Annotated in this window: 10 protein-coding genes; all 10 read left to right on the plus strand. The window is 62.7% G+C overall.

The window, feature by feature from the left end; translation table 11 throughout:
• Nucleotides 1-96: 96 nt before the first annotated feature.
• The gene (sucC, locus tag RBB16_RS08295; protein WP_306045717.1) at nucleotides 97-1,290 is read left to right on the plus strand and encodes an ADP-forming succinate--CoA ligase subunit beta; all 1,194 of its coding nucleotides are present in this window, start codon (nucleotides 97-99) and stop codon (nucleotides 1,288-1,290) included.
• Nucleotides 1,291-1,454: 164 nt separating this feature from the next.
• Nucleotides 1,455-2,504, plus strand: coding sequence for a hypothetical protein (locus tag RBB16_RS08300; protein ID WP_306045718.1), 1,050 nt, complete (start codon nucleotides 1,455-1,457; stop codon nucleotides 2,502-2,504).
• 1 nt (nucleotide 2,505) lies between these two features.
• The gene (gene sucD, locus RBB16_RS08305; RefSeq protein WP_071690940.1) at nucleotides 2,506-3,387 is read left to right on the plus strand and encodes a succinate--CoA ligase subunit alpha; all 882 of its coding nucleotides are present in this window, start codon (nucleotides 2,506-2,508) and stop codon (nucleotides 3,385-3,387) included.
• Nucleotides 3,388-3,524: 137 nt separating this feature from the next.
• The gene (locus tag RBB16_RS08310) at nucleotides 3,525-6,485 is read left to right on the plus strand and encodes a 2-oxoglutarate dehydrogenase E1 component (protein ID WP_306045719.1); all 2,961 of its coding nucleotides are present in this window, start codon (nucleotides 3,525-3,527) and stop codon (nucleotides 6,483-6,485) included.
• A 3-nt stretch (nucleotides 6,486-6,488) separates the two neighbouring features.
• Complete coding sequence (gene odhB, locus RBB16_RS08315; protein WP_306045720.1) at nucleotides 6,489-7,988, plus strand: 2-oxoglutarate dehydrogenase complex dihydrolipoyllysine-residue succinyltransferase; 1,500 nt, start codon at nucleotides 6,489-6,491, stop codon at nucleotides 7,986-7,988.
• A gap of 75 nt (nucleotides 7,989-8,063) precedes the next feature.
• On the plus strand, nucleotides 8,064-8,474 hold the full coding sequence (locus RBB16_RS08320; RefSeq protein WP_306045721.1) for an MAPEG family protein: 411 nt from the start codon (nucleotides 8,064-8,066) through the stop codon (nucleotides 8,472-8,474).
• 182 nt (nucleotides 8,475-8,656) lie between these two features.
• Nucleotides 8,657-9,652 carry a glycosyltransferase family 2 protein gene (locus RBB16_RS08325; RefSeq protein WP_306045722.1) on the plus strand — a complete coding sequence of 332 codons (996 nt, stop codon included), beginning with the start codon at nucleotides 8,657-8,659 and terminating at the stop codon, nucleotides 9,650-9,652.
• A complete protein-coding gene (locus tag RBB16_RS08330) occupies nucleotides 9,649-10,656 on the plus strand; it encodes a glycosyltransferase family 2 protein (protein ID WP_306045723.1) in 1,008 nt (335 codons plus the stop codon). Before RBB16_RS08325 ends, RBB16_RS08330 begins: the two co-directional genes overlap by 4 nt.
• Nucleotides 10,657-10,819: 163 nt before the next feature.
• Nucleotides 10,820-12,208 (plus strand): dihydrolipoyl dehydrogenase, encoded by a 1,389-nt coding sequence (lpdA, locus tag RBB16_RS08335; protein WP_306045724.1) that lies wholly within the window; start codon nucleotides 10,820-10,822, stop codon nucleotides 12,206-12,208.
• Between the two features lie 10 nt (nucleotides 12,209-12,218).
• On the plus strand, nucleotides 12,219-12,533 hold the full coding sequence (locus RBB16_RS08340; protein ID WP_306045725.1) for a hypothetical protein: 315 nt from the start codon (nucleotides 12,219-12,221) through the stop codon (nucleotides 12,531-12,533).
• Nucleotides 12,534-12,655: the final 122 nt, after the last annotated feature.

Raw genomic sequence — 12,655 nt, forward strand, 5'->3', positions numbered from 1 at the left:
TCGGCAAATGCCCGCTGAAACGGCAAAATGGCGTTTCTTTGCACGCATGACTTGTGCTTAGACGGACGGGACCAAGTAGCAACATGGGACAGTTTCATGAACATTCATGAATACCAGGCGAAGGCTCTGCTTCGCAATTACGGCGCCCCGGTCAGCGATGGCCGCGTGGTCCTGAGAGCTGAAGACGCCAAAACCGCAGCCGGTGAACTCGATGGCCCGCTTTGGGTGGTCAAGGCGCAGATCCACGCGGGCGGGCGCGGCAAGGGCAGCTTCAAGGAAGCCGATGCTGGCGAAAAGGGCGGCGTGCGTCTGGCCAAATCGGTGGAAGAAGCGGCAGATGAGGCCAAAAGGATGCTGGGCCGCACCCTTGTGACCCATCAGACCGGCCCCGCCGGCAAGCAGGTCAACCGGATCTATATCGAAGACGGGTCGGGCATCGAGACCGAGATGTATCTGGCCCTTCTGGTCGATCGCCAGACCAGCCGCATTTCCTTCGTCTGCTCGACCGAGGGCGGCATGGATATCGAAGAGGTCGCCGCCGCGACCCCCGAAAAGATCCTGTCCTTCTCCGTCGATCCCGCAACCGGGTATCAGGCCTTTCACGGCCGCCGGATCGCGTTCTCTCTCGGGCTGAAGGGCCCGCAGGTCAAACAGTGCGTGGCGCTGATGGGTCTGCTCTACAAGGCCTTCACCGAGAAGGACATGGAGATGCTGGAGATCAACCCGCTGATCGTGACCGACAAGGGTGATCTGAAGGTGCTGGATGCGAAGGTCGGTTTCGACGGCAACGCCATCTACCGCCACCGCGACATTGCCGAACTGCGCGACGAGACCGAGGAAGACCCCAAGGAACTCGCCGCCTCCAAGTATGACCTGAACTACATCGCGCTCGACGGTGAAATCGGCTGCATGGTGAACGGCGCGGGCCTGGCCATGGCGACGATGGACATCATCAAGCTTTACGGGTCTGAACCCGCCAACTTCCTCGACGTGGGTGGCGGTGCGACCAAGGAAAAGGTGACCGAAGCCTTCAAGATCATCACCTCTGACCCGAACGTCAAAGGCATCCTGGTGAACATCTTCGGCGGCATCATGCGCTGTGACATCATCGCCGAGGGCGTTGTGTCGGCGGTGAAGGAAGTGGGCCTTCAGGTTCCGCTGGTCGTCCGTCTGGAAGGCACCAATGTCGAAAAGGGCAAGGAGATCATCAACACCTCCGGCCTGAACGTGATCGCTGCGGACGACCTGAAGGACGGCGCGCAGAAGATCGTGGCAGCGGTCAAGGGGTGAGCACGGGCAAACCTGTCTGACCGCAGAGAACCGGGTGGGCGCCCGCGCCCATCCAATAGACAACATCGGAGCAGCCTTTCCGTGGCCCGACCCGCAAAGCATATCCTTTCAAGCGCGAACCGGTTCGCCCGCCCGCATCGGATGCGACGTGCAGGAGTGTCGGCATGACCGATCAGCGGCCCATTCCCGGCCCATCGAGGAAGCGGCAGCGCTGTGTCGTGCATATCGGTTTGAACAAGACCGGATCGACGACGATTCAGGCCTGGCTGCAGATCAATCAGGACGCTTTGCGCGATCAGGGTATCTGGCACGACAATTTGGGCCCGCATAGCGGCCCGCACTTGTCCACCGCCGTCGGTTGGACAATCTTTGCACATTCGCAACGCCCCAATTACGTGCCGGGTGGCTGGCAGGCGCAGTCATACCGAATCCGGAGCCGCGCTGACCTGCAAGAACGACTGGACCAATTCCTGACCCGTGTCGAAGCCACCTTTCCGCCGCCCGAAGACGGCACTTATGTGACCTCGTCCGAACATATCGGGGCCGGTCTGAAGAATGTGCCTGAAATGGAGAAGCTGCATAACTGGTTTGCCGCTCGCTTCAATGAGGTGCGCTATGTGGTCTATATCCGCGAGCAGACCGATTGGGTTGCCAGCGCCTATGTGCAGGCGGTCCGGTCTGGCACGACGGAAAGCCTTGATGCCTATATCGAAAACTTCGGGTTCAACGATTACCACGCGCTGATCGAAAAATGGCGCGGCGTCGCGGGGGACGAGAATGTCGATGTGCGGATCTTCGACCGCGCGGCTTTCGCGGGCGGCGACCTGATCGACGATTTCGCCCATGCCCTCGGGGTCGATGCCAGCCGAACCGCGCGGCCGCCGAAGCTGAACGATTCCATGCCGCTCTACCAGCTTCACCTGCTGCTGTGGGGCAGCCGCCTGTTCGGCAAGCTGGTCAACAGGCTGGGGCTTCTGCCCGCCCAGCGCCGCCTCTACAGCCGTAACATGCCCTTCCTTTTCGGCAGCAAACGCCTGCGTCTCAGCCCGGAACAGGCGGCACGGGTGCGGGCGATGAATGCCGGCAGCAACGAAGCGCTTCGCGCGCTTGTCTTTCCCGCAGCGGACAGCCTGTTTCCGGGCGCCTCTGCATCCCAATCACCCCGGTCCGCGCAAGGCGCGGCCGCAGCAATCCCGCAAGTGACAGGACAATAAAATGGCCGTACTCGTAGATGAAAACACCAAGGTGATCTGTCAGGGCTTTACCGGCTCGCAAGGCACCTTCCACTCTGAACAGGCCATTGCCTATGGCACCAAGATGGTCGGCGGCGTGACGCCGGGCAAAGGCGGCATGACCCATCTGGACCTGCCTGTCTTTGACAGCGTTCACGAGGCCAAGCATGTGACCGAGGCCAATGCCTCCGTCATCTACGTGCCGCCGCCCTTCGCAGCGGACTCGATCCTTGAGGCCATCGACGCCGAGATGGAGCTTATTGTCTGCATCACCGAAGGCATCCCGGTTCTGGACATGATGCGCGTCAAGCGGGCGCTGGAAGGGTCCAAGTCGCGGCTCATCGGGCCCAACTGCCCCGGCATCATCACGCCTGACGCCTGCAAGATCGGCATCATGCCCGGCCATATCCACAAGCGTGGGTCCGTCGGCGTCGTGTCCCGTTCCGGCACCCTGACCTATGAAGCCGTGAAGCAGACCACCGATGTGGGCCTTGGCCAATCCACCTGCGTCGGCATCGGCGGCGACCCGATCAAGGGGACCGAGCATATCGACGTGCTGGAATGGTTCCTGGCCGATGACGAAACCGAGTCGATCATCATGATCGGTGAAATCGGTGGTTCGGCGGAAGAAGAAGCCGCACAGTTCCTCGCCGATGAGAAGAAGCGCGGCCGCTGGAAACCGACCGCAGGCTTCATCGCGGGCCGCACCGCGCCTCCGGGCCGACGCATGGGCCATGCCGGTGCCATCGTCGCCGGTGGCAAGGGCGGCGCCGAGGACAAGATCGAAGCGATGCAGTCCGCCGGTATCGTCGTGGCCGAAAGCCCCGCCGGTCTGGGCGAGGCTGTGCTGAAGGCCATCGGATAAACCCTGGATCAGGGCGGGGAGGCATCCCCGCCCTCTCTTTGAATACAAAAGCGAGATGATGACCGGATGCGCCTCATCCCTTGCCTCAAGCCCTCAACCGGCCATCCGAACGGTCCCAACCCGACAGAGGTAACGCCATGACCGACCAAAGCCCTAACGACCTCTTCCAGGCCTCCAGCTTCATGCAGGGCCACAACGCGGAATATCTGGAACAGCTCTACGCCCAGTATGCCAACGATCCCAATGCGGTCGATGCGGCGTGGCAGGAGTTCTTCCGCGCCCTTGGCGATGCCGAACCCGATGTAAAGGCCGAGGCCGCTGGCCCGTCCTGGGCGCGCGCCGACTGGCCGCCTGCGCCCAATGACGACCTGACCGGGGCGCTGACCGGCGAATGGCCCGTACAGGCCGAGGCGAAGGGGGCTGAGAAGAAAATCCGCGAAAAGGCGGCGGAAAAGGGCATCGAAGTGACCGACGAGGTCATCAAACGGGCGGTTCTGGACAGCATCCGCGCGCTGATGATCATCCGGGCCTACCGGATCCGGGGGCATCTGGTGGCCGATCTCGACCCGCTTGGCATGCGCGACGCGACCCCGCACCCGGAACTGGACCCGAAATCCTACGGTTTTACCGAGGGCGACATGGATCGCCCGATCTTCATCGACCAGGTTCTGGGCCTGCAAGTCGCGTCGATGCGGCAGATCATCGACATCGTGAAGCGGACCTACTGTGGCACCTTCGCGCTGCAATACATGCATATCTCGAACCCCGAAGAGGCCGGCTGGCTGAAAGAACGGATCGAGGGCTATGGCAAGGAAATCGCCTTCACCCGCGAAGGCCGCAAGGCGATCCTGAACAAGCTGGTCGAGGCCGAGGGCTTCGAAAAGTTCCTGCATGTGAAATACATGGGCACAAAGCGCTTCGGCCTTGATGGCGGCGAAAGCCTGATCCCCGCGATGGAACAGATCATCAAGCGCGGCGGCCAGTTGGGCCTGAAAGAGATCGTCATCGGCATGCCCCACCGGGGCCGCCTGTCGGTGCTGGCCAACGTGATGGGCAAGCCCTATCGCGCGATTTTCAACGAGTTTCAGGGCGGCAGCTTCAAGCCCGAGGATGTGGATGGCTCCGGCGACGTGAAATACCACCTTGGCGCGTCCAGCGACCGGGAGTTTGACGGCAATTCCGTGCACCTTTCCCTGACCGCCAACCCCTCTCACCTGGAGGCGGTGAACCCGGTGGTTCTGGGCAAGGTTCGCGCCAAGCAGGACCAGAAGAACGATGAGGCCCGCACCTCCGTTCTGCCGGTGCTTCTGCATGGCGACGCGGCCTTTGCCGGTCAGGGTGTGGTGGCCGAGGGCTTTGGCCTCTCCGGCCTCAAGGGTCACAAGACCGGCGGCACCATGCATATCGTGGTGAACAACCAGATCGGCTTTACCACCGCGCCGCATTTCAGCCGCTCCAGCCCCTATCCCACCGACATCGCTCTGATGGTGGAGGCCCCGATCTTCCACGTGAACGGCGACGACCCCGAGGCCGTGGTTCATGCCGCCAAGGTTGCCACCGAGTTCCGCCAGAAATTCGGCAAGGACGTGGTGTTGGATATCTTCTGCTACCGCCGGTTCGGTCACAACGAGGGCGACGAGCCCATGTTCACCAACCCGATCATGTACAAGAAGATCAAGGGCCATAAGACGACCCTGCAACTCTATACCGAACGGCTGGTGAAGGACGGGCTGATCCCCGAGGGTGAGATCGAGGACATGAAGGCCGCCTTCCAGGCCTATCTGAACGAAGAGTTCGAGGCCGGTAAGGAATTCAAGCCCAACAAGGCCGACTGGCTGGACGGGCGCTGGTCGCATCTGGACAAGAAGGGCGAGGAATATCAGCGCGGCGAAACCGCCATCGCACCCGAAACCTTTGCGGAGATCGGCCGCGCGCTGACCACCGCGCCAGAAGGGTTCAACCTGCACAAGACCGTGGGCCGTCTGCTGGACACCAAGAAGCAGATGTTCGAAACCGGCGAGGGCTTCGATTGGGCCACCGCCGAAGCTTTGGCCTATGGCTCACTTCTGACCGAGGGCTACCCGGTGCGCCTTGCCGGGCAGGATGCCACCCGCGGCACGTTCAGCCAGCGCCATTCCGGCCTGATCGACCAGGTCACCGAAGACCGCTACTACCCGCTCAACCACATCCGCGAGGGGCAGGCGCAATACGAGGTCATCGACTCGATGCTCTCGGAATATGCCGTGCTTGGCTTCGAGTATGGTTACAGCCTCGCCGAACCCAATGCGCTGGTGCTGTGGGAAGCCCAGTTCGGTGATTTCGCCAACGGCGCGCAGATCATGTTCGACCAGTTCATCAGCTCGGGCGAACGCAAATGGCTGCGGATGTCGGGCCTTGTCATGCTGCTGCCCCACGGCTTCGAAGGCCAGGGCCCGGAACACAGCTCTGCCCGTCTGGAACGCTTCCTCCAAATGTGCGCCGAGGATAACTGGATCGTCGCCAACTGCACGACTCCGGCCAACTACTTCCACATTCTGCGCCGCCAGATCCACCGCGACTATCGCAAGCCGCTGGTGCTGATGACACCGAAATCGCTTCTGCGTCACAAGCTGGCGATTTCCAAGGCCGAGGAAATGACCACCGGGTCCAGCTTCCACCGGGTTCTGTGGGATGATGCCCAATACGGCAATTCCGATACGCAGCTGGTGGCCGATGACAAGATCAAGCGCGTGGTCATGTGTTCCGGCAAGGTCTATTTCGACCTGCTGGAAGAACGCGACGCGCGTGGCTTGGACGATGTCTACCTGATGCGTCTGGAGCAGTTCTATCCCTTCCCGGCCCTCAGCCTGATGAAGGAACTGGAACGCTTCAAGCAGGCCGAGATGGTCTGGTGTCAGGAAGAGCCCAAGAACCAGGGCGCCTGGAGCTTCGTGGAACCCAATATCGAATGGGTCCTCAGCCGCATCGGCGCCAAACACACGCGGCCATCCTATGCCGGCCGCAACGCCTCTGCCTCGCCCGCCACGGGCCTGGCCAGCCAGCACAAAGCACAGCAAGCCGCGCTCGTGAACGACGCGCTCACCATCGAGGGGAACTGATAGATGTCCGTAGAAGTCCGAGTGCCCACCCTGGGCGAAAGTGTGACCGAGGCAACGGTCGCCACCTGGTTCAAGAAACCCGGCGATGCCGTCGCGGTGGATGAGATGCTGTGCGAGCTGGAAACCGACAAGGTGACCGTCGAGGTGCCCTCGCCTGCCGCTGGCACCCTGGCCGAGATCGTGGCCGCAGAAGGGGAAACCGTCGGTGTTGATGCGCTGCTGGCCACTCTGTCGGCTGGTGAAGGCGCAGCCCCCGCCCCCGCCGCCGAAGCAGCCCCTGCCGCCGCACCCGCATCATCGGGTGGCGAGGCCGTTGACGTCATGGTGCCCACGCTCGGGGAAAGCGTGACCGAGGCCACCGTTTCGACCTGGTTCAAGCAGGTGGGCGACACCGTCGCGCAGGACGAAATGCTGTGCGAGCTGGAAACCGACAAAGTGTCGGTCGAGGTGCCCGCCCCGGCCTCTGGCGTGCTGTCGGAAATCGTCGCGCCGGAAGGAACCACCGTCAATGCCTCCGCCAAGCTGGCCGTGATCGGCGGCGCGTCTGCTGCTGCTGCAGCCCCGGCGGCGGCCCCTGCCCCTGCGGCCTCCGCCAGCACCGACGTCAAGAACGCGCCCTCCGCTGAAAAGCTGATGGCCGAAAAGGGTCTCTCGCCCGATCAGGTGCAGGGCACCGGACGCGACGGGCGCATCATGAAGGAAGACGTGATGAAAGCCGGCTCCGCCCCCGCAGCGGCCCCCACGCCAGCCCCGGCTCCGGCCCCTGCCGCCGCGCCGCGTGCCCCGGTCAGCGCCGATGACGCCGCGCGCGAGGAACGGGTCAAGATGACCCGCCTGCGCCAGACCATCGCCCGCCGCCTGAAGGACGCGCAGAACACCGCCGCGATCCTGACCACCTATAACGAGGTGGACATGACCGAGGTCATGGCGCTGCGCAACCAGTACAAGGACCAGTTCGAGAAGAAGCATGGCGTCCGCCTCGGCTTCATGTCCTTCTTCACCAAGGCCTGCTGCCACGCACTGAAAGAAGTGCCCGAGGTCAACGCCGAGATCGACGGCACAGACATCGTCTATAAGAACTTCGTTCATATGGGCGTCGCCGCAGGCACCCCGCAGGGTCTGGTGGTTCCGGTCATCCGGGATGCCGACCAGATGAGCTTTGCCGCCATCGAGAAAGCCATCGCCGAAAAGGGCAAGCGCGCCCGCGATGGCAAACTGTCCATGGCGGAAATGCAGGGCGGCACCTTCACCATCTCGAACGGCGGCGTCTATGGCTCGCTCATGTCCTCGCCCATCCTGAACCCCCCGCAGTCGGGCATCCTCGGCATGCACAAGATCCAGGACCGCCCCATGGTCATCAATGGCGAGATCAAGATCCGCCCGATGATGTACCTCGCCCTGTCCTACGATCACCGCATCGTCGACGGCAAAGGCGCGGTGACGTTCCTGGTGCGGGTGAAAGAAGCACTGGAGGATCCCCGGCGGTTGCTGATGGATTTGTGATCCAAGTCAGACTCTGAAGCGTAGCTATTTCGTCCGTCCGGGTCTGCCGGGCGGACGTTTTCGATTGAGGTTCCCATGACCCCCGAACTCACCACCCTCGCCCTCGCGGCCCTCTGGCAAGTCGTGCAGATCGCGCTCATGGCGATCCCCGCCAATCTGGAGCTTGGCACCGCCAAGACACTCTCGCCCCGCGACCCGGACCGGCTCGGTACCCCGCTGATGGACCAGGTCAGCCCCCGCACAGGCCGCCTGCACCGGGCGATGACCAACCATTTCGAGGGGCTGATCCTCTTCACCATCGCCGTGGTCGTGGTGACATTGGGCGAGGCCTCCTCCTCCCTCACCGCCGCATGCGCCTGGATCTACCTTGCCGCGCGCATTCTTTATGTGCCTGCCTATGCCTTTGGCTGGGTGCCCTGGCGGTCGCTTCTGTGGGCCGTGGGGCTTGGGGCCACCGTGCTCATGCTGGTGGCGGCCCTGATCTAGGGGATCAGGAAGAATTTTCCGGAAAATTCTTCAGAAAAATCCCGAAAAATCTTCCAGAAGATTTTTCCTGCCCGCCTCCACCTCGACCGCTTTCATTTGCCCTTTCCCCCCGCGCGCGGCATACTCCGCCCAAACGCGCCATCAGAGCGCCGGAACGAGCCGTCACACGAAGGGCCACGCCGATGAGCAGCCGCTTTGGAACCCGAACCGTCCTGTCCTGCATGAAGAACGAGGGGATCTTCCTGCTCGAATGGGTGGCCTATTACCGCCTGCTCGGGGTCGATCATATCGTGGTCATCAGCAATGACTGCGCCGATGGCACCGACATGATGCTGGACCGCTTGCAGGAGCTTGGGCAGGTCAAACACATCCGCAATCGCGGCTACGAGGCTGACAGCCCGCAGATCCACGGGCTGCGCATGGCCAGGGACGAGATCGAGGAAGTGGCCGAGGCCAACTGGCTGCTGCATGTGGACAGCGATGAGTTTCTGAACGTGTTTCATGGGGATCACCGGCTCGATGACCTGATCGACGTGGTGCAGGGCTTCGACGCCTGCGCCATTGCCTGGCGCCCCTTTGGCGATGGCGGCCACAAGACATGGCCCGGCGGCAATGTGCTGGAAAACTTCACCCGCTGCGACAAGAAACCCTTCTGGTCCACCGCCTTCCACAAGGCCCTGTTCCAGCCGAAGAAATTCCAGACCATGACCGTGCATATGCCCAAGCACCCGCTGCGTCCCGATGCGACCCAGTGCAACGCCATGGGTGAGGCCATCGACACCACCGCGCTTTATACCATGGCCCATGAACGCCACCGGGGCATGGACCGCGAAAAGCTGACCTGGGACGGGGCCTGCATCAACCACTACACGATCAAATCCGAGGATCTCTTCCTGCTGAAGAACGATCGCGGCGACGGCGCCGACCGGGGCGGCACCAAGCGTTACCTCAACTCCACCTTCCACCGGCGTTACAACACCAACCGACGCGAAGATACGTCGATCCTGCGCCACCTGCCGGAACTGCAGGACCGGATCGACGCGCTGCGTGCCGACCCCCTGCTGGCGACGCTGGAACAGGCCTCCAACATCTGGTGGGACAACCGTCGTGCCCGCGTCCTGACGCCCGAGCGCATCGCCGAATGGACCTTGCCCGTGGACGAGGAGAAAGCCGCATGACCAGCCGTCACGGCGACAAGGTCGTTCTGTCCTGCATGCGTAACGAGGGCATGTTCCTCTTGGAATGGATCGCCTATTACCGCGTGATCGGCTTCGACAAGGCCGTCATCGTCACCAACAACTGCACCGACGGCACCGACCTGATGCTCGACAGGTTGCAGCAGATGGGCTACGTCCGCCACCTGCGCAACGACTGGCGCGGCGCGGGCCGCCCACAGATGGAATCCTTGCGCATCGCGCGCGAGGATGTCGATGATCTGGTGCTGGCCGAATGGTGCCTGCATGTGGACAGCGACGAGTTTCTGAACGTGACCTGCGGCGAGGGCCATGTGGATGACCTGCTCGACCTCATGCCGCCCACGGAATCTATCGCCATCGCCTGGCGGCTTTTCGGCAATTCCGGGCACGAGACTTGGCCCGGCGGGCTGGTGACGGAGCATTTCACCATGGCCAAGGCGGAACCCGCCTGGAACTCCTGCCTGCACAAGGCGATGTTCAAGGCGCGCAAGTTCTCCGCCGTTTCGATCCACATGCCGAAGCACCCAACCCACCCGAAGGTCCGCAATCACAACACGCGCGGGGTGCAGATCACGTCCGACTCGCTCTTCAAACCGCCCCATGAACGCCATCGCAAGATGGACCGGGCGGAACTGACCTGGGACAATGCCCAGATCAACCACTACGCCATCCGCTCCGACGATACCTTCCTGATGAAAAACGACCGGGGCGCAGCGAATACGCAGGGTCTGGGGAAGTATTTCAAGGATTCGATCTTTTACCAACGCTGCAACCGCAACGAGGTGGAAGATGCCTCGATCCACCGCCTGCTGCCGAAGGTGAAGGAGGAACTGGAGGAACTACGCGAAGACCTGATCCTCTACCATCTGGAACAGGCCGCCCTGCACTGGTTCTATGAACGGCGGGACCGCATTCTGACGCCCGAGAAAATCGCGGAATGGACCGCACCACCGATGGAACCGGGCCAGTTGGACGCAGCAGAATAGCCGTCAGGCCCATTTGTGATCACAAAACTGCACCCCTCGAAAAACAGGCGTAAAAAATCACCCCGATTTTCGGGGCAATTTTCCATTTGCGGTTGACGCAAGGGGATTCGGCCCCGCATACCCCTATGAACCATGCCCGGGACGACGACCAAGGAGATCCAAAATGGCAAGCTATGACGTCATCATCATCGGCGGTGGCCCCGGCGGCTACGTATCCGCCATCCGCTGCGCGCAACTGGGTCTCAAGACCGCCTGTGTCGAGGGCCGCGAGGCGCTCGGTGGCACCTGCCTGAACGTCGGCTGCATCCCCTCCAAGGCGCTGCTGCATGCCAGCCACATGCTGCACGAAGCGGAACACAACTTCACCAAGATGGGTCTGAAAGGCAAAAGCCCTTCCGTCGACTGGCCGCAGATGCTGGCCTACAAGGATGACGTGATCGGCCAGAACACCAAGGGCATCGAGTTCCTGTTCAAGAAGAACAAGGTCGACTGGATCAAGGGGTGGGCCTCGATCCCCGAGGCCGGCAAGGTCAAGGTCGGTGACGAGGTGCACGAGGCGAAGAATATCGTCATCGCCTCGGGGTCAGAGCCCTCCACCCTGCCCGGCGTCGAGGTCGACGAAAAGATCGTCGTCACCTCCACCGGCGCGCTGGCCCTGCCCAAGACGCCCAAGAAGATGGTGGTGATCGGCGCGGGCGTGATCGGTCTGGAACTGGGCTCGGTCTATGCGCGCCTTGGCGCCGAGGTCACCGTGATCGAATTCCTCGACCAGATCACCCCCGGAATGGACGGCAAGGTCGCCAAGACCTTCCAGCGCATCCTCAAGAAACAGGGGCTCAATTTCGTCATGGGTGCGGCCGTGCAGTCGGTCGAGGCGCTCAAGACCAAGGCCAAGGTCAACTACAAGCTGCGCAAGGATGACAGCGACCATCAGGTCGATGCCGACGTGGTGCTGGTCGCCACCGGCCGCCGCCCCTATACCGAGGGTCTGGGCCTCGACAAACTGGGCGTCAGGATGACCGAGCGCGGCCAGATCGCCACCGACGCCCATTGGGCCACCAACATCCCCGGCATCTACGCCATCGGCGACGTGATCGAAGGCCCGATGCTGGCCCACAAGGCCGAGGATGAGGGCATGGCCGTCGCCGAACAGATCGCGGGCAAGCATGGCCACGTGAACTATTCCGTCATTCCCGGCGTGATCTACACCGCCCCCGAAGTGGCCGCCGTCGGTCAGACCGAGGAAGAGGTCAAGGCCTCGGGCCGCGCCTACAAGGTCGGCGAGTTCTCCTTCATGGGCAATGGCCGCGCCAAGGCCGTGTTCCAGGGCGAAGGCTTCGTCAAGATGATCGTCGACAAGGAGACCGACCGCATTCTCGGCTGCCACATCATCGGCCCGGCGGCGGGCGACCTGATCCACGAGATTTGCGTGGCAATGGAATTCGGCGCCTCGGCGCAGGACGTGGCGCTGACCTGCCACGCGCATCCCACCTATTCGGAAGCGGTGCGCGAAGCGGCACTCGCCTGCGGCGATGGCGCAATCCACGCCTGACAAACCCCGGTTGCGCGCCCTCAAACCCTGGCGCGCAACCTATGACCCCGCGCTCGCCGTCACGGCGGGGCAGCGGATCACCCCGGGCCGGATCGACAATGACTATCCCGGCTGGCAATGGGTGGTGAATGGCGATGGCCTCGGCGGGTGGGTGCCTGCCGAGATCGTCGATGGCGACCGGATCGTCTCCCCCTTCGACACGACAGAGCTGACCGTCACACCGGGCGACATGCTCGATCCGCTGGCGCACCGCCTCGGCTGGACGCTCTGCCGAAATCGCAAGGGCCAGACCGGCTGGCTGCCCGACAGCTGCCTCTTCCCCTGACGGATGCCGGTTTCATCTTGGCCCAAATACCTCCGCCGGAGGCGTCCCGACCGGGCAACCGGGTACATCCCTGCCAACCGCACGCAACCTCCCCGATATCCCGTGGCAACGCGGCCCGACGA

This window comes from Nioella sp. MMSF_3534, assembly GCF_030732985.1.
Taxonomy (GTDB): domain Bacteria; phylum Pseudomonadota; class Alphaproteobacteria; order Rhodobacterales; family Rhodobacteraceae; genus Nioella.